Below are 21,069 nucleotides of genomic sequence, written 5' to 3'. Positions count from 1 at the left end.
GGCTGACCTACCTTGGGGCGACAGGGAACGTTCGAAATGGTCCCACTTCGGGTAACCGCTGTGCAAGGTGAGTGACGTCCCATGCATATGTGCGCGCCACCTGTCATTCACCTGGCACCCCGGGTGATTGGCCGACGGCCGGCGTGAACCTCCGTGGAATTGCTGTGAGTAAGTCCACAGGTCCCTCACAGGCCCCGGCGGGAGGGGTGTTCCTCCGGGGGCGTCCGGGGCTCCGGCGAGGACGGTACCGGCTGCTCGGGCGCCGTGGCCGGCGGGCCCGGGCCGCGAGGACCCGGGCGCCGAGCGCGCCGGGGCCGCCCAGCGAGGGGGCTGCGATGCGCGCGTCGGCGGGCGCGGGACCGCACATGTTCTCCATATGCGTCACGGCGCCGTTGCGGACCAGCCGGGAATGCAGCTCGTCCCGCAGCCCATTGCCGCGGAATTCGACATCAAGATTCCGCAGCATTTCGGTCTCGGCCAGGAACCGGCCGCAGGAGATTCCCCGGCAGTCCGAGCTGCGCCTCGAAGGTGCGCGGCGGCGCACCCGGCATCATCCTCGCCGGCGGGCACTGCGTGACCAGCACGTGCACGCGGTCGCCGCCGAGCAGCCCGGCGGTCCGGCGGTCCGGCGGTCCGGCGGTCCGGCGGTCCGGCGGTCCGGCGGTCCGGCGGTCCGGCGGTCCGGCGGTCCGGCGGTCCGGGCGATCGTCGCGTCGTCCGCCCGGTGGCCCTCGTCACACGGCCCGGACGCCGGGCTCGCCGGGTTCCACCCGCAGCCGTGCCAGGGTGCTCGCGGCCGACTCCGGCGCCAGGACCGTGTCGACGATCCGCACCTGGGCGTCGAGGCCGTCGCGGCCGATGCCGAAGAGGTGGTGGCCCCGGTGGGCGTCGACCACCTTCCCGTGCGGGTTGTCCGCCTTCAGCGGGTCCCACTGGGCGTGGAAGGCGGCCTGGTCCTGGTCGCCGTCGCTGGAGACGGACGTGCCGACGAACTCGGCGCCGACCACGGCGGATTCCGGGTCGGCGAAGTCCCTGCTCAGGTCCCTGACCATGGTGAGGTGCCGGTCGCCGCAGAGCACGACCGGGTTGCGGACGCCGGCGAACTCCTGGAGCAGGGCGTTGCGTTCGGCCTGGTAGCCGTCCCAGGCGTCGTAGTACGCAGCCAGAGCTGGGCGGAGGCGGCGGCGCCGAGGACGGCGGCGCCCGCGGTCAGAAGGCGGCGTCGGTCGGGCTGCGGTGCTGCTCCGGTCATGCCCCGGCTCCCTTGCCGCACACGGCTCGGGTTTCACTCGCGGACCCTCGGAAGCTCCCACGGCCGCGCTGCCCGGCCGCCGAACGGCGGCATGCGCGTGCATGACAAGCAGACGGACAACAGAAGACCCGCCACGGCGCCGGTCCTCGAAGAGGACGTGGTGGCGCCGTGACGGGTCACGGGCCGTCAGAAGACGACGACGTCGGTGGCGGGGTTCGCCGGGCGGACCCCGGGACGGGGTCCTACTCGAACGGGTCGAACTCGTCGTACTCGCGCAGCGCCTCGTCGCGCTCGGCCTGCTTGTCGCGCCGACGCTGGACGGCCGGCCGCGCCGCGTCGAAGCGGTGGTCCTCACCGCGCCGGCCCAGCATCTCGGCGCCGGCCATGGCGGTCGGCTCCCAGTCGAAGACGACCGCGTTCTCCTCGGGCCCGATGGCGACGCCGTCGCCGACGCGGGCGCCCGCCTTCATCAGCTGGTCCTCGACGCCGAGGCGGTTCAGGCGGTCGGCGAGGTAGCCGACGGCCTCGTCGTTGTTGAAGTCCGTCTGCCGCACCCAGCGCTCCGGCTTCTCGCCGCGCACCCGGAACAGCGGCTCGCCGCCGACGTCCTCGCAGGTGACCGTGAAGCCCGCGTCGTCCACCGCCTTGGGACGGATGACGATCCGGGTCGCCTCCTCCTTCGGCTTCGCGGCCCGCGCCCTGGCGACCAGCTCACCGAGCCCGAAGGTCAGCTCCTTCAGGCCGATGTGGGCCACCGCCGAGACCTCGAAGACGCGGTAACCGCGCGCCTCCAGGTCGGGGCGCACCATCTCGGCGAGGTCCTTGCCGTCCGGCACGTCGACCTTGTTCAGGACGACGATGCGGGGACGGTTGTCGAGGCCGCCGTACTGCTTCAGCTCCTCCTCGATGATGTCGAGGTCGGAGACCGGGTCGCGGTCGGACTCGAGGGTCGCGGTGTCCAGCACGTGCACCAGCACGCTGCACCGCTCCACGTGGCGGAGGAACTCGAGGCCGAGTCCCTTGCCCTGGCTGGCGCCCGGGATCAGGCCCGGCACGTCGGCGATGGTGTAGACGGTCGAACCGGCCGTGACGACGCCCAGGTTGGGCACCAGGGTGGTGAACGGGTAGTCGGCGATCTTCGGCTTGGCCGCGCTGAGCACCGAGATCAGCGAGGACTTGCCCGCGCTCGGGTAACCCACCAGGGCCACGTCCGCGACCGTCTTCAGCTCCAGGACGATGTCCTGCAGGTCCCCCGGCTCGCCGAGCAGCGCGAAACCGGGCGCCTTGCGGCGGGCGGAGGCCAGCGCCGCGTTGCCGAGGCCGCCCCGGCCGCCCTGGGCGGCGACGTACGAGGTGCCGTGGCCGACCAGGTCCGCGAGCACGTTGCCGGCCTTGTCCAGGATGACGGTGCCGTCCGGCACGGGCAGGACCAGGTCCTGGCCCTCCTTGCCGGAGCGGTTGCCGCCCTCGCCGGGCTTGCCGTTGGTCGCCTTGCGGTGCGGGGAGTGGTGGTAGTCGAGCAGCGTGGTGACCGACTGGTCGACGGTCAGGATCACGTCGCCGCCACGGCCGCCGTTGCCGCCGTCCGGGCCGCCGAGCGGCTTGAACTTCTCACGGTGGACGGAGGCACAGCCGTGGCCTCCGTTACCCGCGGCGACATGCAGCTCGACGCGGTCCACGAAGGTGGTCATGGTTCATGCCTCCAGAACTACGGTGATGTCTCTTGCGTAACACGCGAAAGGCGGACCCGCCTTCCCGCTCGGGAAGTGAGGTCCGCCTCGCGAAAGGTTCGAACGGAACGCTCGGGTCAGGCGACCGGAACGACGTTCACGACCTTGCGGCCACGGTGGGTACCGAACTCCACCGCGCCGGGCTGCAGCGCGAACAGCGTGTCGTCGCCGCCACGGCCGACGCCGGCGCCCGGGTGGAAGTGGGTGCCGCGCTGGCGGACCAGGATCTCACCAGCGTTGACGACCTGACCGCCGAAGCGCTTCACGCCGAGCCGCTGGGCATTGGAGTCGCGACCGTTCCGAGTGGACGATGCGCCCTTCTTGTGTGCCATTTCTCCTCAGTCCCTTACTTCGCAGCCGCGGGGATCTCAGTGACCTTGATCGCCGTGTACTGCTGGCGGTGGCCCTGGCGACGGCGGTAGCCCGTCTTGTTCTTGTAGCGCAGAATGTCGATCTTCTGGCCCTTGTGGTGGTCCACGACCTCGGCCTGGACCTTGATGCCGGCCAGCACCCACGGGTCGCTGGTCACAGCGTCGCCGTCGACAACGAGCAGGGTCGAGAGCTCGACCGTGTCGCCAACCTTGGCGGTGGAAATCTTGTCAACCTCAACGATGTCGCCGACAGCAACCTTGTGCTGGCGACCACCGCTGCGCACGATGGCGTACACGCGGATCTCACTCTCTCGCTCGGGAACGGCACCCCCGCAGTCCAGCCGCCCGGGCATGAACACGGACAGCCTCTCCCGGCCGCCGAGGCACCCGGGAGGAAGAGGTTTACGGGGATGTGGCGTGTCAGTCGACACGCCGACGGTCAAGGTTACGGGGCCACGGCCGAAGGGGTCAAACCGGGCCCGGTGGGTGTGGGGCCGGTCACGTGGACCGGCCCCACTTCCCGGGGCGTCAGCCCTCGTCGCCGGCGGGGACCGTGGTGGTCTTCTTCGCCGTCGTCTTGGCGGCGGCCGTCTTGGCGGTCTTGGCCGCCTTCTTGGCCGTCGTCTTCTTGGCGGCCGTCTTCTTGGCCGCGGTCTTCTTGGTGGCCGCCTTCTTCGCGGTGGCCTTCTTGGCGGTCTTGCGGGCCGCCTTCTTGGCCGGAGCCGGCTCCTCGACGCCCTCCTCGGCCGCCGGAGCCTCCCCCGCCGTCTCCGCGGCGGCCGGGGCCTCCTGCGGCGCGGCCGACGGGACGACCGTCACGGCCGTCTCCTCGGACGCGGTCGGCGCGGTGGCCTTGCGCACCGCACGGCGGCGCGGGCGGGCCGGAGCGGCGCTCTCCGCCTCGGCGGCCGGCGCCGGGGCCTCGGCCTCGGGCTGCTCCACCGGGGCGGCGGGCGCGGTCTCGGACACCGTCACCACGGCGGCCTCGGCTCCCGCGGGGGAGCCGGCGGGCGCCGACACCTTCCGGGTCGCCCGGCGGCGCGTACGGCCCTTGGGCGCGGCCTCCTCGGCGGGCGCGGCCTGCGGCTCCGGGACCGTCTGGTCCTCGGCGGCCGCAGGCTCGGCCAGCGCCTCGGCGGCGGGCTCGGGACGCACCGGGCGCGCCGCCGCCTCCTCGGCGGTGACCTCCTGGGCGGTCGGCGCGGCGGCGGCCACGGCCGCCTCCGGCTCCGGAGCCTGCGCGGCCTTCTCCGCCTTCGGGGCCCGCTCCACCTTCGGCGCACCGGCCGGCGCCGAGGCCCGGCGGCTCGCGCGGCGGCGGGAGCGGCCGCGGCCGGCGGCCGCCTCCGCCTCGGCGACGCTGCTGTACAGCTCCTCGTCCGGCGCGAAGTCCGGACCGGGCAGCGCCACGGGCTCGGCGAGCTCGGCGGCCACCTCGACGGCGGTCTCCACCTCGGGCTCGACGGCCTCGCCGGTCTCCACCGCCACGGCGGCGGTCTCGTGCACGTGCTCCTGGGCGTCACCGCCCCGGCCGCGCTTCTTGCGCTTGCCGCCACCGCCACCGCCGCCGGCCGCGACCGGCTGCTCCATGTGGACGATGACACCGCGGCCGTTGCAGTGGACGCAGGTCTCGGAGAACGACTCCAGCAGGCCCTGGCCGACCCGCTTGCGGGTCATCTGCACCAGGCCCAGCGAGGTCACCTCGGCCACCTGGTGCTTGGTCCGGTCCCGGCCCAGGCACTCCAGCAGGCGCCGCAGCACCAGGTCCCGGTTGGACTCGAGCACCATGTCGATGAAGTCGATGACGATGATGCCGCCGAGGTCGCGCAGCCGGAGCTGGCGCACGATCTCCTCGGCCGCCTCCAGGTTGTTCCTGGTGACGGTCTCCTCGAGGTTGCCGCCCTGGCCGGTGAACTTGCCGGTGTTGACGTCGACGACGACCATCGCCTCGGTCCGGTCGATCACCAGCGAACCGCCGCTCGGCAGCCAGACCTTGCGGTCCAGCGCCTTGGCGAGCTGCTCGTCGATCCGGTAGGTGGCGAAGACGTCGACCTCGCTGGTCCACTTCGACAGCCGCTCGGCGAGGTCGGGCGCCACGTGCGAGACGTAGCCGTGGATGGTCTGCCACGCCTCGTCACCGCTGACGACGACCTTGGAGAAGTCCTCGTTGAAGATGTCGCGGACGACCCGGACGGTCATGTCCGGCTCGCCGTAGAGCAGCGTCGGGGCGTTGCCGCTCTTGGCCTTCTTCTGGATCTCCTCCCACTGCGCCTGGAGCCGCTCGACGTCACGGCGCAGCTCGTCCTCGCTCGCGCCCTCGGCGGCGGTGCGCACGATGACGCCCGCGTCCTCGGGGACGATCTTCTTGAGGATGGTCTTCAGCCGGGCCCGCTCGGTGTCGGGCAGCTTGCGGCTGATGCCGGTCATCGAGCCCTCGGGCACGTACACGAGGTAGCGGCCCGGGAGAGAGACCTGGCTGGTCAGACGGGCGCCCTTGTGGCCGATGGGGTCCTTCGTCACCTGGACGAGCACCGACTGGCCGGACTTGAGGGCGGCTTCGATGCGGCGCGGCCCGTTGCCCATGCCGAGCGCCCCGAAGTTGACCTCGCCGGCGTACAGGACGGCGTTGCGGCCCTTGCCGATGTCGATGAAGGCGGCCTCCATCGACGGCAGCACGTTCTGGACCTTGCCCAGGTAGACGTTGCCGACGTACGAGGTCGACTGCTCCTTGTTGACGTAGTGCTCGACGAGCACGTCGTCCTCGAGCACGCCGATCTGGGTGCGCTCGCCGTGCTGGCGCACGACCATCACGCGCTCGACGGCCTCGCGGCGGGCCAGGAACTCGGCCTCGGTGATGATCGGGACCCGGCGGCGGCCCTGCTCGCGGCCTTCGCGGCGGCGCTGCTTCTTGGCCTCCAGACGGGTCGAGCCCTTGATGGACTGCACCTCGTCGGACGGCTCGGCGGGCTTGCGGGGTTCGCGGACCTTGACGACCGTGCGCTCCGGGTCGTCGGTGGACGACTCGGCCTCGCCGCCGCTCTCACCGGCGCGGCGCCGGCGACGGCGGCGACGGCGGCTGGAGCTGGAGCCCCCGGACTCCTCGTCCCGGGCCTCCTCGGCGTCCTCGTCCTCCTGCTCGGCGGTGTCCTCGGCGTCCTGCGCCGCCTGCTCGGCGGCCAGTTCGTCGGACTCGGCGTCCGCGCCCTCACCGGCCTCGCCCTCGGCGGCGTCACCACGGCGACGGCGACGGCCGCCCCGGCGGCGACGGCGGCGCGAACCGGACTCCTCGGAGCCCTCGGCCTCATCGCCCTCGTCACCCTCGGCGAGGTCCTCGGCGGCCTCCTCGGCCTCCTCCGGTTCCTCGGTCTCGGCGGGACGCGTCTCCTCGGCGGCGGCGCCCCGGCGGCGACGGCGGCGGCGCGCGCCGGCCTCGGCGCGCTCCTCCGCGTACGCCTCGGGCTCCTCCTCAGGCTCCTCGGTCCCGGCCGCCTCGGCCGCGGCCTGGGCGGCGGCCCGCTGCGGGGTCTGGAACTGCGGCTCGGCGAACACCGGCGCCTGGAACACGGCCACGGCGGGCCGGGCCGGGCGGCGCGGCGCCCCGGCCTCGTCGGCCTCGGACTGCGCGGGCGCGGCGAAACCGGTCGCGGCCTGCCGGACGACCCGGCGACGGCGGCGCGGGGCGTCCTCCTGGGCGGGAGCCTCGGCGGCGGGTGCCTTCGGCTCCTCCGGGGCCTTGGTCTCCTCGGCGGCCGCGGGGGCCTCCTCGGCGGCGGGAGCGGCGGCACCGCGGGTGGCGCGGCGGCGGGTGCGGCGCGGAGCGGCCTCTTCGGCCGCCGGGGCGGCCGTGGGCTCCTCCACCGGGGCCTCCGCCTCGGGGGCGGGCTCGGCGGCGGCCGGTGCGACGGCCTCGGCGGTCTCGGCGGCGGCCGGGGCTCCGGTGGGCGCGGACGCACGGCGGGTCGCCCGACGGCGGGTACGGGCGGCGGGCGCGGCCTCCTCCGTCGCCTCGGGAGCCTCGGCGGCGGCCGGGGTCTCGACGGCGGGGGCGGCCTCGGCGGCAGCCGGAGCGGAGTCCGGAGCGGCTGCGGTCTCCGCGGCCTTCGGCGCACCGGCGGGCGCGGCGGCGCGCCGGGTGGCGCGGCGGCGCGGGCGGGCGGGCGCGGCGTCGTCGGGCACGGCCTCGGGCTCCACGGCTGCCTCCGCCTTCGCCTCGGTCTGTGCGGCCTCGGTCCCGGCGGCGGGCGCCACGGCCTCCGCCTCGGCCGGGGCTCCGGCGGGCGCGGACGCGCGGCGGGTCGCCCGACGGCGGGTACGGGGCGGTGCGGGTTCCTCAGCGGCCTCGGGGGCCTCAGGGGTCACGGCAGCCTCGGCCGGCGCGGCGGACCCGGCGGCCTCGGCGGCCGGTACGACCGTCTCGGCGGCCTCGGCGGCGGCCGGCGACCCGGCCGGTGCGGCGGCACGCCGGGTGGCCCGGCGGCGCGGCCGGGCGGGAGGTGCGGGCTCTTCCGCCGCGGCGGGTGCCTCGACGGCCTCCGCCTCGGCGATGTCGTCGACTTCCGCGGCCGGTATGGCCGGCACGGTGACCTCGGCGGGGGCCTCGGCCGCGCCGGGCGGGCCCGCCGGGCGGGAAGCGGCACGGCGACGCCTGCGCGGGGGCAGGGTGTCGCTCGGCGTGTTCAGTTCGGAACCCTCGTTGGGTTCGGTCGGTTCGAGCATGCGGGCGTTTCTCCCGTCAGGCTCCCGGGCGCCGCGCCTGGTCCGGTGCCGGTCCCGGGGAACCGGTCACCGTTGACGTCCGCGGTCCGCGTGATACGCGGTGACCGCCGTCCGGGGCGCGGGCGCCGCACGGGAGCACTCTGTGTCCTGTCTCGCCGGTTCCGTACGCCTTGTCGGTACGGCCTGGCGAAAGTCTTCTGGTCGGTGCGCTGCCCGACCCAGGTGGCTCCCGAGTACCAGGGCGGCGCTACGACGTCCGTCCCTACGCGGAACCTTCCGGCGTCGGCGCCGTCGCGGCGGCGGCCGGTGCGGCCGTCAGGGCCTCGGCTGCCTCGCGGTCGGGCGCGAGCGGGTCGGTCACCGTGCCGGTCTCTTCATCGAACAGCCCCTGCGCCAGCCTGGTCACCGCTGCGGGGACCGGCGGCGCCAGGTCGGCCACGGCGCGGAGACCGGACAGGACGTCGTCGGGTCGTACGGCAGGCGTCACGTGCCGAACAACCAGCCGCAGTATCGCACAGGGCTGGTCGGTCGGCCCATCAGCGCGCGAACTGTGCGTTTCCAGGTTCGCGACCGCCGGGCGTGCGTCGAAGGTGCGGACGCCGTTCTTGGTCATGCGCTGCACCTCGACGGTGTCGGCCTCGATGAAGGCCTCCACCGCGCGCCGGGCGTCGACCGGGTCGACGCCGTCCAGTCGCAGCTCCCACACGGAGGCCGTGAGCCGGTCGGCGAGTCCCGAGGTCCGCGCCTCGACCGCGTCGACGATGTCGAGCCCGGTGGGCAGCGACTCGTCGAGGAGGACGCGCAGCGTCTCGGGGTCCCGCGCCGCGGTCAGCGCGATCTCCAGGTACTCCGCCTCGCTGCCCGTGCCGGTGGGTGCGGCATTGGCGTACGACACCTTCGGATGCGGTGTGAACCCCGCCGAGTACGCCATGGGCACCTCGGCGCGGCGCAGCGCACGCTCGAAGGCGCGCTGGAAGTCACGGTGGCTGGTGAACCGGAGGCGGCCGCGCTTGGTGTAGCGCAGTCGGATGCGCTGCACCGCGGGTGCGGGCGGCGGGCCTTCGGGCTGTCGCTTGCCCAGTGTCCTAGTCCTTCGTGAGTGCGGTGGTACTCCCACCAAGAGTACGTGTCCCGCGGCCTCCGGGTTCCCGCCGGTCTCCGGCCGCCGGCGGGCCGGGTTCGCCGAGCAGCGTCCGCCTGAGGTCGGCACGGGCCTGCCGTACGGTGGCGCGCGCGGCGGCCAGCGCCTCCCGCACCCCGCGCCCCACCGCGCGCGCCGCCTCGGCGGCGGGCCGCAGCACGAGGTCCCGTACGGCGTGCCCGACGGGGGTGAGCACCGTCCGGTACACCCAGCGCACCGGCTCCACGAAGACCCACCGCAGGACGGTCCCGAGCACCCGCCCGACGGCGCGCGATATCCGTCCGGCGATCCGCCAGGCGTGCCGGAAGGCCTCCGCGGTCTCCCGGGCGACGACGGCCAGGACCCGGCCCACGGGCGCCAGCACCCAGCGCCACAGGGAGAGGGCGGGCAGCACGAGCAGGACGCGGGCCGTCCAGTGGAGGACGGCGCCGACGCCCGTGACGACGGCGGTCGCGAGCCACGCCAGCGCCCGCCCCACGGGCGCGAGCACCCATGCGAACAGCAGGCGCGCCGGGACGACCAGCAGGAACCGCGCCAGCCAGGCCACGGCGGCGAACACCCCGGCCCCGGCCGCCGCGAGCAGCAGGCCCGCGCCCTTGAGCAGCCAGGCGATCCCCCGCCCGACGGGTGCCAGCACGCGCGCGTACAGCCACCCGAGTGCGGCCCCGATCGCCCGCGCGACCTGGGCGAGCCCATGCCCGAGGGGCGTCAGCGCGTACCGGTACAGCCATCGCGCCGGTACCACGACGAGTACGTTCCCGAGCCACCCCAGCGCCTTCCCGGCGGGCACCGCGACCCACCGCCACAGCGCGAGGAACGGCCAGACGAACAGGGCCCGTCCGAGCCACCGCACAGCCCGGCCGAGCGGACGCAGCACCGTGCGGGACAGGAACCGTCCCGCGACGGTCAGCGCGTCCCACGCCAGCCGCACGGGCACCACCAGCACGAGCACGACGATCCGCACGGGAACGCGGATCGCCACGGTCAGGCAGCCTTGCGGATGCTGCGGCCGGGCGGGCGGCTTGTCGAGGTCCATACCCGGGTAGACGCGGCGGACGCCCCCGCGGATGCGCTAGACCGCGCGTGCCTTGTACGACTCCGGGTAGCGCTCGGTGAACCTGACGACCCCGACCAGCAGGACGATCGGGACGACCCAGTTGAACCAGTCGTCCATGGACGGGTTCCGGACGGCCAGCCAGGTGGAGAGCGCCATGAGGGCGAAGACGACGCCCCAGGCCGCGGTCAGCACCCGGTTGATGTGCGCGAAGACCGGCGAGTCCCAGTATTCGCGGGGCGTCTGCTGCCGGGCGTACTGCGCCGTGAAGGGATCGGCGAACAGCGACCCCAGCGCGACGACGGCCACGACGCCGTTGGAGATGACCTGGGCGTAGGTCTCCAGCCAGAGGAGCTGCGAGCGGTCCAGGGCGAGCGCCAGGACCGTGAGGACCGCGAAGAACACGATGCCGACCATGTCCAGGAGGAAGAACCTGCCCCGGAGCATGTCCTTCCCGGACAGCACGATCGCGGCGATCAGCGCGGCGAGCGCCGCGTACTCCCAGGTGCTCGGGCTCGCGACCACTCCGAAGATGATCCAGGGGGCGAACGAGAAGAACACGCCACTCGTGCCCACGGGCTTCTGCGTCGGTGCCTTCGTCGCCGTCTGCTGCGCCATCGGAGTCCTCCCGTCGGCCGTCGGGCCCCCTCCCCCATCGTCCCGTGACCGGGCGCCCGCCGCCCGTCGTGCGCGGCGGGCGGCGGGCGTCCGCCGACCCGGCCCACCAGGCCTCCTGTCACCGAACGACCACAGCCGGGTAACACATTGACCCGCGCACGCCAAAGACATGGTTTCCGGTCACCGTGACTGGTTCGATGGGGAGGACAACTGAGCTTGAGCACCTGGGGGGACAACCATGCACTGGTACATCGACGTCCTGAAGAAGTACGCCGTTTTCAGCGGCCGCGCGCGGCGGCAGGAATACTGGATGTTCTTCCTGTTCAACATCATCATCAGCATCGTGCTGGCGATCATCGACGCGGCCATCGGTTCGAGCGTCCCGGCCGTCATCTACTCGCTGGCCACCCTGCTGCCCGGCCTCGGCGTCGCCGTCCGCCGGCTGCACGACACCGGCCGCTCGGGCTGGTGGATCCTGATCGCCCTGATCCCGCTGGTCGGCACGATCATCCTGATCGTCTTCCTGGCCACCGAGGGCAAGCCGGAGACCAACCAGTACGGCCCGAACCCGAAGTACGCCCAGGCCGCCTGAGCGGACATCAGCCGTTGAAAGGCCCGCCGGAACCCTCCGGCGGGCCTTTCCCGCGTGCGGCCTCGGTGCGGCCCGGGCGAACAGCGCGGAAGCCGCCGGCGGGCAAGCCCGGTACGGCCATCGGACGCACGACACGGGACCACAACAACTGCGCGACCAGCCCGACCCCGGTCCCCGGCTGCTTCAACTGACCGGCGACGTCGGCACGGGACGCCCCGAGACGCCCCCTCTGGTCGAGAAGACGGCCGGCGGGGGCGTCCGCATCCGCTCACTCCCCCGCGGTCCCGGCCGGCCCGCCGTCCGCCGGCGGCAGGTCCTGCTCGGTCCAGAGGGTCTTGCCGGTGGGGGTGTACCGGGTGCCCCAGTGGTGGGTCATCTGGGCGATGATGAACAGGCCCCGGCCGCCCTCGTCGTCGCTCGCGGCGTGGCGCAGGTTGGGCGTGGTGTGGCCGGTGTCGGAGACCTCGCAGATCAACGTCCGGTCGCGGATCAGGCGCACCTGGATCGGGCCGCCGACGTAGCGGATGGCGTTGGTGACGAGTTCGCTGACGATGAGCTCGCTGGTGAACGCCAGGTCCTCCAGGCCCCAGTCCCGCAGCTGCTTGCCGACGGCCGTGCGGATGCCGGCCACCCCCGCCGGGTCCGGCGGCAGCTCCCACTGGGTGAACTGGCTCCGGTCGAGCAGCCGGGTGCGGGCCACGAGCAGCGTGGCGTCCACGTCCACCGGCCCGGGCAGCAGGGCGGTCACCGCGCGGTCGCACAGCTCGTCCAGCGACGCCCGGTCCTGGTCACCGGCGAGGACCCCGGAGAGCCGCGCGAGCCCGGCGGCACGGCCGGGGGCGGCCTGCAGCAGGCCGTCCGTGCACAGGGCGACGAGACTGCCCGGCGGCAGCCGCAGTTCCATGCTCTGGTAGGGCGCACCGCCGACGCCCAGCGGCGGTCCGGGCGGCAGCTCGGGATAACCGACCACTCCCGTCCCCGGTTCCACGACCGCCAGCACCGGGTTCCCGGCCCGCGCCAGGCTGCACTGCCCGGAGACCGGGTCGTACACCGCGTACAGGCAGGTCACGCCCCTGGCCTCGTCGGCCTGCGACCTCGGGGGGCCCGGGCCGCCGTGGCCGTCCCCGCGTTCGTGCGCGGTCTGCTCGACCAGGTCGTCGAGCCGGGACAGCAGCTCGTCCGGGGTCAGATCGAGCCGGGCCAGGACGCGCACGCCCGTACGCAGCCGGCCCATCGTGGCGGCGGCGCGCAGGCCGTGCCCCAGCACGTCCCCGACGACCAGGCCGACTCTGGTGCCGGACAGCGGGATCACGTCGTACCAGTCGCCGCCCACCCCGGAGCCGTTGTCGGCGGGCAGGTAGCGGCTCGCCGAGGCGAGAGCGGTGTGCGACGGCAGGCGGCGCGGCAGCAGGCTCCGCTGGAGCTTGAGGGCGACCCCGTGTCCGCGGGTGACCACCGGCATCAGCAGCAGACCGAGCAGCAGGGCGCCCAGACCGATGACGGTGACCCCGCCGGTCGGCCCGAAGAGCGGCAGGTCGACGCTGGTCGCGCCGTAGTCCGGGGCCGCGTAGACATAGGTGGCGTAGAGGAACAGGGCGAGCATGATCAGACCGCCCAGGCCCGGCAGCACGCCCTTGAAGACGAGGTCCTTGGTGCTGCGGTCGAGGATCTTGCGGTAGTACCAGAGGCAGGCGAAGCCGGTCAGGCCGTAGTGGAAGGTGATCGCGAGGCCGACCGAGTCCACCGAGTCGGCCAGCGCGTTTCCGCTGAAGGACGTCAGTAGCAGGAGGAAGGCGATCGAGACCGCGCCCATCCCGACGGTCGACCAGGTCGGGGTGAGGAACCTGCGGTGCACCCGGGCGAACCGGGCGGGGACGGCCTTGTGGACCGCCATGGAGAAGACCGTCCGGGCCAGCGGCAGGATGGTGGTCTGGGTGGACGCCAGTGCCGAGGTCAGCACCATCAGGATCAGCAGCCTGGACAGCACGAGGCCCGTGTCGCCGCTGCCGAAGACGGCCTCGCCTAGCCCGGAGAAGACGTCGTCCGAGTTGTCGGCGTTGCCGAGCCCGATCCCCGAGCCGCCGGTCCCCGCGAAGGCCTGCGCCGACGTGGACACCAGGGCGTACATGATCAGCAGCAGTACGGTGGACATGACCGCCGCGCGGCCGGGGATGCGGGTGCTGTCGACCGTCTCCTCGTTGATCGAGACCGCGGTGTCCCAGCCCCAGTAGATGAAGACCCCGGCCAGCAGACCCGAGGTGAGGGCCTTGACCGAGGTCACCTCGAAGGGGTTGAACCAGGAGGCGGAGACGTGGAGCGCGGTGGGCGGGGGGTCGGTGTAGACCCTGACCAGCGCGGCCACGGCGAAGACGACCAGCATCCCCACTTCCATGCAGAGCAACCAGCGCTGCAGGGCGGCGGAGAGCTCGATGCCGACGTAGCAGACCGTGGTCATCACCGCGATCCAGACGATGCCGGCCACGGTGGTCCACAATCGGTCCTCCGCCAGCCCGTCCTGGCCCACCAGCCGGAAGCTGTACGTGCCGGCGATCTCGGCGAGGCTCGCCATGACGATGACGTTGGCGACGACGATGCCCCAGCCGCCCATCCAGCCGGTGCGGGGGCCGAAGGCGCGGGTCGCCCAGGTGAAGGTCGTCCCGCAGTCGGCGTTGCTCGCGTTGAGTTCCCGGAAGGCGTACGCGATCAGCAGCATCGGTACGAACGACAGCATGATGACGATCGGGGCCTGCAGGCCGACCGCCGCGACGATCAGGCCCAGGGTGGCGGCGAGGCTGTAGGCGGGGGCGGTGGAGGCAAGCCCGATGACCACCGAGGAGAACATGCCGAGCGCGTCGTTCTTGAGCCCTTTGCGGCCGGCGCCCGTCCCGGGAGCGGGGCGGCCGGCGGACTCTGCGCCGCCAAAATGCCACACACTCGATTCCAACGCCGGGCCACAGACCCCGCAACAGCGCGGGGCGCCCGCGGATCCCTGATCCGCGGGCGCCCTCCGGCCGGTTCGAGCCGGTCCGCCGCTGGGCGGGGCCGGTCAGAACGCCTGGTTGTTGCAGCCCATGTCCGAGCCGAGGTGGCTCTGCTGCGCGCCCGGGTTGCCCTCGCCGTTCAGCAGGTTGCCCGCGAGGCCGGTGAGGGCGCCGACGCTGCCGAGCACCTCGATGTTCATGTCGTGCGAACGGCACTCGACACCCTGCGTGACGTCGATGTCGTGGCCGGGCTCACCGTGTGCGGACGCGGTGGTGGCGCCGAACGAGCCGACGGTGCCGAGCATGGCGCCGACGAGGACGGCCTTGTGGAGCTTGCGCATGGGTTCTCCGTTGTTTCGGGGGGATCTACGACGGGAGTGGATCGGTGGCGCCGCGGGCGTCCGCGGCGGGGCGGTCAGCCGAGCCGGGGAAGCCCGAGCTGGCCGACCGGCGGCGCCGCGACCTGACCGAGGCCGACCGGAGACAGCCCAGGGCCGCTCGGGGGCGCGATGATCGGGTTGACGAGCGGGTTCACCTGCGGGTTGACCTGGGGGTTCACCTGCGGGGCGACATGCGCCGGGGGCTCCTGGGCGGCCTGGGGCATGGCCACCTGCGGGGCGACCTGGGGCATCACCTGGGGCATGACCTGCGGGACGACCTGCGCCGGCTGCGCGGGAGCGGCCTGCTGGTACGGCGCCGGCTGCTGGTACGGCTGCTGCTGCGGGTACGGCGCCGGCTGCGCGTACGGCTGCTGCGGGTACTGCTGCGGCGCGTACGGCGCCGCCGTGGCCTGGGCCGAGCCCTGCGACACGGCCGACGCCGAGGCGTACCCGGTCTGGGGCGCCTGCGGAGCCGGGGCCGGGGCGTAGACCTGGGGGGCCGGCTGCGGAGCCGGGGCAGGGGCGGGAGCGTAGGCCTGCGGTGCCGGCTGCGGGGCCGGGGCGGGTGCGTACGCCTGAGGCGCCGGCTGCGGGGCCGGGGCGGGAGCGTACGCCTGAGGCGCCGGCTGCGGGGCCGGAGCGGGCGCCGGCGCGTAGACCTGCGGCGCCGGCTGTGGAGCGGGGGCCGGGGCGTAGCCCTGCGGGGCCTGCTGATCGGGACCCGGCGCCGGTGCGGCGCTGCCCTGCCCGACTGGGGAATCGGCATGGCTGACGCCTACGCCGATGACGGACAGACCGCCGGCCGCCGCTACAACGAGCGCGGCCTTGTGAAGCTTGCGCATGAAACCCTCGGCCCTTCGATACCTGAAAAGGGAAAGCAATTGCGTTCGGTGCCGTCACGCGCATAATCGGTGCGATATTCACACCGCACCGTCAGCAGCGTTGCTCCTGATCGGCACGCGGACGCCGTGTGAAGCGGGCAGCGAAATTCCTCGCCCTTAGAGAGTCCACCTCGCTGCCCTCTCCCCGTCGGAACGAGAATTCCCACGCCGTGGTCACGGGTGCCGGAAGGCCTGTCACCCATTTGCCACATCCCGGTGAGAGGCGTCACGGCACATTGCGGCCTGCGCCTTTGCGTCGAATGGGTGACCCCCGGCCCGCGGCCGTGTCCGCGGCCGTTTTCGCCTCGTTCCCCACGGGCCGGACGCGACGGTCCATCGCAGCCGTCGGCCGCGCCGGGCAGCGGGACAGCGAAGGCCGTTCCGCCCCGTCACCGTTTCACCAGGTTCCGCGCACAGGTCAACGAAGGGCCGAGGATTCCATGCGCAAGCTTCAGCACGTCGCGCTCGTCATCGCAGCTGCGGGCGGTCTGTCCGCCGTCGGCGCCGGCCCGAGCTCCGCCGCCCCCGCCACCTACAACGGGACCGTTCCGCCACCCGTGTCACAGCCGGACGCCCAGGCCGCGTCGGCCACCTCCTCCCAGGCGACCGCGCAGACCTACGGCTCGCCGGCCCCGCGGCAGGCGGCCGCCGCCCCGGAGCGCGGCGCCGAGGTCGCCCCCCAGCTCAACCCGCAGCTGAACCCGCAGATCAGTCCCCAGATCTCGCCCCAGGCCCAGCAGAGCCCGCAGGGCGCCCCGCAGACGGTCAACCAGGGCGGTGCGGTGAGCCAGAGCAACCTGTTCCGCCCGTACCAGGAGTGCAGCCCGCAGAACCTGCTCGACGCGAACGTCCCGGTCGCCCTGCTGGCAGCCGCGCAGACCCGTGGCGTCGACTGCACCCAGGCCAACAGCCAGTCGAACTCCCTGGCCAGCGCCCAGCAGTACTGACAGCCGGACGCCCCCGTCCGGGCCCGGCCCGGACGGCACGCGATCCGACGGTCCGTCATATCCGCTGCACGGTACGGGTTTCTCCGAGGGGCGTGATCAAAGAACGGCGCGTCGTTGCCCGTTTTGGGATATTACGCACTAATGTCCCGTAACTGTAAAACGTCGATCTGCCACAGATCGCACCCCCCACTCCACCGGAGATGACATGCGCAAGCTTCGCAATGTTGCCGTCCTGGTCGCCGCCATCGGCAGCCTCGGACTCGTCGGCGGCACGGCCCACGCCGCGGGCGGCAAGGGCGGCGACCACGGTGACAGGTTCAACATCACGCAGAGCTCGAACTGCAAGTCGCACGACCTGAACCTGGACCTGCTCGGTGAGGTCGGCCTGCTCGACGGCGTGCTGGGCAACGGCCTGAACGGCGAGGGCAGCCCGGGCGCCCAGAACACCCACATCGGCTCGACCATGGGCTGCAACAACAGCGCCTTCTGAGCCCCGCTCCGGCGCACCGACGCCGGAGTGTGATCGGTCCCGGCACCGCGGCCCGCGCCCGGTGCCGGGACCGATGACGTTCCCCACGGACCTCACCCCCCTCACTCCTCGGGAGATCACATGCGCAAGCTCCGCACGACCGCCCTCCTCATCGCCACCATCGCCGGCGCCGGGTTCTTCGGGGCGGGCGCCGCCCACGCCGGCGAAGGCTGGGGCGGCAAGAGCGGCGACGAGTTCAACATCCAGCAGAGCAGCACCTGCCGCTCGCACGACCTCAACGCCGACGTCCTCGGCGAGGTCGGCATCGCCAACGGCCTCGGCGGCAACCTGCTGAACGGCGAGGGCAACCCCGGCGCGCAGGCCACCAAGATCGGCTCGACCATGGGCTGCAACAACACCGCCTTCTGAGCCCCGCTCCGGCGCACCGGCGCCGTGCAGCGAATGGTCCCGGCACCGCGGCCCACGCCCGGCGCCGGGACCATCGGCGTTCTCGACCCCGGCCCCTGACGGGCCGCACGGCGAGCCCCGGTGTCCCGACCCGCGGTCGGGACACCGGGGCTCGCCGCTTTCCGCGGCGGTCCGCCCGTGCCGGCGGCCTTCAGAAGTCGAGGTGCGGCTTCTTGAAACCCTTGGGCAGCTCCGCCGTGTTGGAGCAGTCCACGACCTGGCCGGTGCTCGCGGACTCCTCGCCGGTGGCCTCGTCCCCCGAGAACATCACGTGCGGACGGTCGGCCGTCGAGCAGTCCTGCTTCTGCTGGACGATGTGCGTGCCGTCCTTGTCGACCCGGGAGTCGTTCTTCCGGACGCACACGGTGCCGCCCTGCGCGGTGCTCTGGCAGCCGCCCGGGAGCCCGGCCGCCTGCGCCTGGCCGCCGCCGAGGCAGAGCGCGGCGAGGCTCCCCACGAGCCCCGAGACCGTGGCGATCTTCCTTGCGTTGAACATGTGTGGTGTCCCCTTTCTCAAAACGGCAGGCCCGGACGCCTCGCCTGTGACCGGCGTGCGTCCGGGCCGATGTTCCTGAACACCGCCCCCGGCGGCCGGACTTGTCGTCCGGCACATCCGACGGCGGAATGGACGCAGCCCGGGCGCGTGCCGTTACGGCCGGCGCGCGCCCGGGCTGTCTTCGCCACGGTGTCACCAGGACACCGGTGGACGGAGTACGTCGTTACTGGTCCTCGCCGTGCTCGCCGTGCTCGCCGTAGCCCTGCTCGGGCTCGTCGTTCTTCTGCTCCTCCTGCGGCGGCTGGGCCTGCTCCTCCTGCGGCTGGGCCTGCGGCTGCTCCTCCGGCTGGCCCTGCGGCTGGACGTAGTAGCCGCCACCGACGGCGACGGCGTTGGCCGAGGAGTTGGCCACCGCACTGATCGCCGGAGGCGCGTCGTTCTCGCCGGCGAAGCTGGCTCCGGCCCCGAGCATGGACAGTCCGGCCACCGCCGCCGCTACGATTGCAGCGCGCTGAAACTTACGCATGGAATGACCCTTTCTTACCCGGGCGAGCGCCCGGATCGACTACGTGGTGTGAGGATATACACACTCTCCGTAGTTGCCGAGGATCTACACTCCCCATGTCGTATCCGCAACTCCAGCGGCGGCGGTCCGGCGGGGCCGGACGGCCGGGCCTCCCGGCGCTCAGGACATGAGGCCGAACAACCCCTTCTCGCCGTCGCTCTCTTCGGGTGGCACGCCCGTCGTCGCCGGATCACAGGTGACCTCGGGTCCGAGCCGGGTGACCCCGGCGCCGAGGGCGGCGGGCAGCCTCACGGGCTGCACCGGCACGCAGGTCTCCCGGTGGGGCATGACGCCGCCCTCGGGCACCTCACCCGTGATCCGCTGCGTACAGCTGATGTTGCCCTGGAGGTCGGGAGTACAGGGCGTCGGACCTGCCGCGGCGAACGCCGGGGTGATGCCGGCGCAGGCCACGGTGAGGCCGCCGACGAGCCCCGAGACGGCCGCGATCTTCATCCTGCTGAACATGTGCTGCGTCTTTCTCTGCGAGGGCGCCCGGGAACCGGTCGCGCCGGGCCGGACTCAGCCGTTGAAGGCGGTGTTGTACTGACCGCAGGTGGTGTCCAGGGTGCCGGCGATGCCGAGCACGCCGACCGGGATGCTGTTCTCGGCCACCGTCTGCGGGCTGCACTCCTGGTAGGGGCGGTAGGAGTCGGACACCTTCGGCCCGTTGTCGGAGGTGACGGCGGCCGCCGTGCCGACGCCGACGGCGGACAGTCCACCGGCCGCCACTGCTGCGATCACGACCTGCTGAAACTTGCGCATGGAACCCTCGGTCCTTTACCTGAACAACGAAACTGATTGCCTAGCGTGACGGGCCAGACACTAGCAGTAGCGATATGGCACATTCCACATCGCCGGTCCGGCCGGGGGCCGGACAACCCCGCAGAGGTCACCGCGGGGACGCCAATTGACCGCACACGGCGTCGTGTTGCCGAACTCCGGTGCGGTGGGCGGAAGTTCGTCAGAGGAAAGCCGGCTCCGCGACCCGCAGGCGACCGTGCGCGGGCACGGAGAGGATCAGGTCGCGCAGCGCCTCCACGTACAGCCGTACGTTCTTGTACGCGACCTCGGTGTCCGGGTACCGGCAGGCGAACCACAGGCCCTCGTGCAGCCGGTTGACCCAGGCGCACACCTGGTCGCCGTACGACACCCGGATCAGCCCGAACGCGTTCTGCTCGGCCCAGCGGGCCGATCCGGGCGTGGGGCGGGCGTCCACGTACGAGATGATCGAGTACATGTCGGGCGAGGTCGGGCGGAAGTCCGTGCCCAGCAGCCGCAGTACGCGGGCCAGCGGAATGCGCGCCAGCGACCGGTTGGCCCTCAGCTCGGCACGGACCGTGGCGAGCGCGCCCTCGAGGTCCCGCGCGGCGGGCACCTCGATCGGGGCGCCGCCGACGTACCAGCCGACCGAGTCCGACCACGCGGACTTCAGCCGGGTGTGGAACGGCACGACCGTGCGGTAGACCGGCTGCCCGCCCAGCTCGTGGACGATCAGGCTGGTCGCGGCCAGGACGCCCACCAGGCTGCCGCCGTAGGGCCTGCAGTACGCCTCGAACGCGGCGGCCGCGTCCGCGTCGACGAGGGGCTCGCACACCAGCTTCTGGGTGGGCAGCGGGTCACCGGGCCGCAGCCCGAGGTCGACGGGGAACTCCGGAAGCCGTCCGTCGCACCGGCCGATGAACTCCCGCCACCGGTCGACGATCGCGTGGGTGTCGTCGATCCCGTCCGCGCTCGTCCGCTCCTGCTCGCAGAAGTCGACGTAGCTGCCGGGAGGCGTGCCGGCCGCGGGCCGCCCCGTGACGTCCGCGGTGTACAACTCGCGGATCTCGTCGGGGATGCGCTGGAGCGAGTAGGCGTCGACGTTGGTGTGGTCGAAGGCCATGTACACACTGGTGGCGTCCTTGCGGACGACCGCGGCGTAGATGAGGTTCGGCCAGCCGAGCGCGTCCGCCGCCACGTCGAATCGGTCCTGCAGGTACCGGATCAGGGCGTTGGCGTCGGCGAAGTCGCCCACCACCTCGCGGTGCAGGGACACGTCGTCCTCGTCGAGGGTGAACCGTTGCATCTCGTCGTCGGCCAGCCGGAAGCCGCTGCGCAGCGTCTCGTGGCGCAACGTCCAGGCGCGCAGCGCCCGTTCCAGCGCGTCGAGGTCGGCCGGCCCCGGCAGGTCGAACGCGGTGCCCAGCCAGGTGGGTACGAACAGTCCGTCCTCCCGCACCGAACGGGCCGTCCGGATGTGCGACTCCTGGATGTACGCCGGCGGCCGCGGGTCCGGCGGCAGCACCGCCGCGGCCTCGACGGTCGCAGGGCTGAACGTCCACTCGACGAGTCGTCCGGGCCGGACCTCGCAGCGCTGGATGTCAGAAATTCGCACGGTGGCGTCTCCTTCGCAGAAGACACCAGCTTGA

Annotated in this window: 19 protein-coding genes and 1 pseudogene; 4 read left to right on the top strand and 16 right to left on the bottom strand. The window is 73.0% G+C overall.

Features of this window, described 5'->3' with window-relative positions; translation table 11 throughout:
• Positions 1-734 precede the first annotated feature (734 nt).
• From ACFYU0_RS10595 to ACFYU0_RS10560, 8 genes and pseudogenes are all read right to left on the bottom strand, one after another.
• Positions 735-1,157 (bottom strand): annotated as a pseudogene (locus ACFYU0_RS10595) (alkaline phosphatase D family protein); the annotation flags it as partial.
• Positions 1,158-1,494: 337 nt separating this feature from the next.
• Positions 1,495-2,943, bottom strand: coding sequence for a GTPase ObgE (gene obgE / locus ACFYU0_RS10590; protein WP_389299532.1), 1,449 nt, complete (start codon positions 2,941-2,943; stop codon positions 1,495-1,497).
• Positions 2,944-3,059: 116 nt separating this feature from the next.
• Positions 3,060-3,314: a 50S ribosomal protein L27 gene (gene rpmA, locus ACFYU0_RS10585; RefSeq protein ID WP_018846648.1), complete on the bottom strand. Its 255-nt coding sequence runs from the start codon at positions 3,312-3,314 to the stop codon at positions 3,060-3,062.
• A 14-nt stretch (positions 3,315-3,328) separates the two neighbouring features.
• Complete coding sequence (gene rplU, locus ACFYU0_RS10580; protein ID WP_004931419.1) at positions 3,329-3,649, bottom strand: 50S ribosomal protein L21; 321 nt, start codon at positions 3,647-3,649, stop codon at positions 3,329-3,331.
• Positions 3,650-3,881: 232 nt separating this feature from the next.
• A complete protein-coding gene (locus ACFYU0_RS10575) occupies positions 3,882-8,069 on the bottom strand; it encodes a ribonuclease E/G (RefSeq protein WP_389299529.1) in 4,188 nt (1,395 codons plus the stop codon).
• 262 nt (positions 8,070-8,331) lie between these two features.
• Positions 8,332-9,108, bottom strand: coding sequence for a TIGR03936 family radical SAM-associated protein (locus tag ACFYU0_RS10570; RefSeq protein WP_351659381.1), 777 nt, complete (start codon positions 9,106-9,108; stop codon positions 8,332-8,334).
• Positions 9,109-9,154: 46 nt separating this feature from the next.
• Positions 9,155-10,246 (bottom strand): hypothetical protein, encoded by a 1,092-nt coding sequence (locus tag ACFYU0_RS10565; protein ID WP_389299526.1) that lies wholly within the window; start codon positions 10,244-10,246, stop codon positions 9,155-9,157.
• Positions 10,247-10,282: 36 nt separating this feature from the next.
• Positions 10,283-10,882, bottom strand: coding sequence for a hypothetical protein (locus ACFYU0_RS10560; RefSeq protein WP_389299524.1), 600 nt, complete (start codon positions 10,880-10,882; stop codon positions 10,283-10,285).
• A gap of 238 nt (positions 10,883-11,120) precedes the next feature.
• Between ACFYU0_RS10560 and ACFYU0_RS10555 the strand changes: the two genes are divergently transcribed.
• Positions 11,121-11,474, top strand: coding sequence for a DUF805 domain-containing protein (locus tag ACFYU0_RS10555; protein ID WP_351659373.1), 354 nt, complete (start codon positions 11,121-11,123; stop codon positions 11,472-11,474).
• A 268-nt stretch (positions 11,475-11,742) separates the two neighbouring features.
• Here the strand turns inward: ACFYU0_RS10555 and ACFYU0_RS10550 are convergent, their stop codons facing one another.
• The 3 genes from ACFYU0_RS10550 to ACFYU0_RS10540 all read right to left on the bottom strand — a co-directional run bounded on the left by ACFYU0_RS10550 (position 11,743) and on the right by ACFYU0_RS10540 (position 15,677).
• Entirely contained in the window at positions 11,743-14,316 is a 2,574-nt protein-coding gene (locus tag ACFYU0_RS10550; RefSeq protein WP_389299521.1) for an amino acid permease, read from the bottom strand.
• Positions 14,317-14,520: 204 nt separating this feature from the next.
• Positions 14,521-14,796, bottom strand: a complete 276-nt coding sequence (locus ACFYU0_RS10545; protein WP_351659367.1) for a hypothetical protein — start codon at positions 14,794-14,796, stop codon at positions 14,521-14,523.
• 74 nt (positions 14,797-14,870) lie between these two features.
• Positions 14,871-15,677, bottom strand: a complete 807-nt coding sequence (locus tag ACFYU0_RS10540; RefSeq protein ID WP_389299517.1) for a hypothetical protein — start codon at positions 15,675-15,677, stop codon at positions 14,871-14,873.
• A gap of 479 nt (positions 15,678-16,156) precedes the next feature.
• Here ACFYU0_RS10540 and ACFYU0_RS10535 point away from each other — a divergent pair, with 479 nt between their 5' ends.
• From ACFYU0_RS10535 to ACFYU0_RS10525, 3 genes are all read left to right on the top strand, one after another.
• Positions 16,157-16,663, top strand: a complete 507-nt coding sequence (locus tag ACFYU0_RS10535) for a hypothetical protein (RefSeq protein WP_351659362.1) — start codon at positions 16,157-16,159, stop codon at positions 16,661-16,663.
• 205 nt (positions 16,664-16,868) lie between these two features.
• Positions 16,869-17,153 carry a hypothetical protein gene (locus tag ACFYU0_RS10530; RefSeq protein WP_351659359.1) on the top strand — a complete coding sequence of 95 codons (285 nt, stop codon included), beginning with the start codon at positions 16,869-16,871 and terminating at the stop codon, positions 17,151-17,153.
• A 120-nt stretch (positions 17,154-17,273) separates the two neighbouring features.
• Positions 17,274-17,561, top strand: a complete 288-nt coding sequence (locus ACFYU0_RS10525; RefSeq protein ID WP_351659356.1) for a hypothetical protein — start codon at positions 17,274-17,276, stop codon at positions 17,559-17,561.
• A gap of 190 nt (positions 17,562-17,751) precedes the next feature.
• Here the strand turns inward: ACFYU0_RS10525 and ACFYU0_RS10520 are convergent, their stop codons facing one another.
• From ACFYU0_RS10520 to ACFYU0_RS10500, 5 genes are all read right to left on the bottom strand, one after another.
• Positions 17,752-18,096 (bottom strand): hypothetical protein, encoded by a 345-nt coding sequence (locus tag ACFYU0_RS10520; protein WP_389299514.1) that lies wholly within the window; start codon positions 18,094-18,096, stop codon positions 17,752-17,754.
• A 223-nt stretch (positions 18,097-18,319) separates the two neighbouring features.
• A complete protein-coding gene (locus ACFYU0_RS10515; RefSeq protein WP_351659351.1) occupies positions 18,320-18,622 on the bottom strand; it encodes a hypothetical protein in 303 nt (100 codons plus the stop codon).
• Between the two features lie 159 nt (positions 18,623-18,781).
• On the bottom strand, positions 18,782-19,126 hold the full coding sequence (locus ACFYU0_RS10510) for a hypothetical protein (RefSeq protein ID WP_351659348.1): 345 nt from the start codon (positions 19,124-19,126) through the stop codon (positions 18,782-18,784).
• 54 nt (positions 19,127-19,180) lie between these two features.
• Positions 19,181-19,423: a hypothetical protein gene (locus tag ACFYU0_RS10505; RefSeq protein WP_351659346.1), complete on the bottom strand. Its 243-nt coding sequence runs from the start codon at positions 19,421-19,423 to the stop codon at positions 19,181-19,183.
• A 199-nt stretch (positions 19,424-19,622) separates the two neighbouring features.
• The gene (locus ACFYU0_RS10500) at positions 19,623-21,035 is read right to left on the bottom strand and encodes a condensation domain-containing protein (RefSeq protein ID WP_351659343.1); all 1,413 of its coding nucleotides are present in this window, start codon (positions 21,033-21,035) and stop codon (positions 19,623-19,625) included.
• Positions 21,036-21,069: the final 34 nt, after the last annotated feature.

This window comes from Streptomyces sp. NPDC003720, assembly GCF_042875075.1.
Classification (GTDB): domain Bacteria; phylum Actinomycetota; class Actinomycetes; order Streptomycetales; family Streptomycetaceae; genus Streptomyces.
The sequence above is the reverse complement of the archived record's forward strand: the minus strand, read 5'-3'. Positions and strand labels throughout refer to the sequence as shown.

Coding starts and splice junctions, on each gene's coding strand:
- obgE (WP_389299532.1), bottom strand. CDS start 2,943: ATGACCACCTTCGTGGACCGCGTCGAGCTGCATGTCGCCGCGGGTAAC.
- rpmA (WP_018846648.1), bottom strand. CDS start 3,314: ATGGCACACAAGAAGGGCGCATCGTCCACTCGGAACGGTCGCGACTCC.
- ACFYU0_RS10575 (WP_389299529.1), bottom strand. CDS start 8,069: ATGCTCGAACCGACCGAACCCAACGAGGGTTCCGAACTGAACACGCCG.
- ACFYU0_RS10565 (WP_389299526.1), bottom strand. CDS start 10,246: ATGGACCTCGACAAGCCGCCCGCCCGGCCGCAGCATCCGCAAGGCTGC.
- ACFYU0_RS10560 (WP_389299524.1), bottom strand. CDS start 10,882: ATGGCGCAGCAGACGGCGACGAAGGCACCGACGCAGAAGCCCGTGGGC.
- ACFYU0_RS10555 (WP_351659373.1), top strand. CDS start 11,121: ATGCACTGGTACATCGACGTCCTGAAGAAGTACGCCGTTTTCAGCGGC.
- ACFYU0_RS10550 (WP_389299521.1), bottom strand. CDS start 14,316: ATGTTCTCCTCGGTGGTCATCGGGCTTGCCTCCACCGCCCCCGCCTAC.
- ACFYU0_RS10545 (WP_351659367.1), bottom strand. CDS start 14,796: ATGCGCAAGCTCCACAAGGCCGTCCTCGTCGGCGCCATGCTCGGCACC.
- ACFYU0_RS10540 (WP_389299517.1), bottom strand. CDS start 15,677: ATGCGCAAGCTTCACAAGGCCGCGCTCGTTGTAGCGGCGGCCGGCGGT.
- ACFYU0_RS10535 (WP_351659362.1), top strand. CDS start 16,157: ATGCGCAAGCTTCAGCACGTCGCGCTCGTCATCGCAGCTGCGGGCGGT.
- ACFYU0_RS10530 (WP_351659359.1), top strand. CDS start 16,869: ATGCGCAAGCTTCGCAATGTTGCCGTCCTGGTCGCCGCCATCGGCAGC.
- ACFYU0_RS10525 (WP_351659356.1), top strand. CDS start 17,274: ATGCGCAAGCTCCGCACGACCGCCCTCCTCATCGCCACCATCGCCGGC.
- ACFYU0_RS10520 (WP_389299514.1), bottom strand. CDS start 18,096: ATGTTCAACGCAAGGAAGATCGCCACGGTCTCGGGGCTCGTGGGGAGC.
- ACFYU0_RS10515 (WP_351659351.1), bottom strand. CDS start 18,622: ATGCGTAAGTTTCAGCGCGCTGCAATCGTAGCGGCGGCGGTGGCCGGA.
- ACFYU0_RS10510 (WP_351659348.1), bottom strand. CDS start 19,126: ATGTTCAGCAGGATGAAGATCGCGGCCGTCTCGGGGCTCGTCGGCGGC.
- ACFYU0_RS10505 (WP_351659346.1), bottom strand. CDS start 19,423: ATGCGCAAGTTTCAGCAGGTCGTGATCGCAGCAGTGGCGGCCGGTGGA.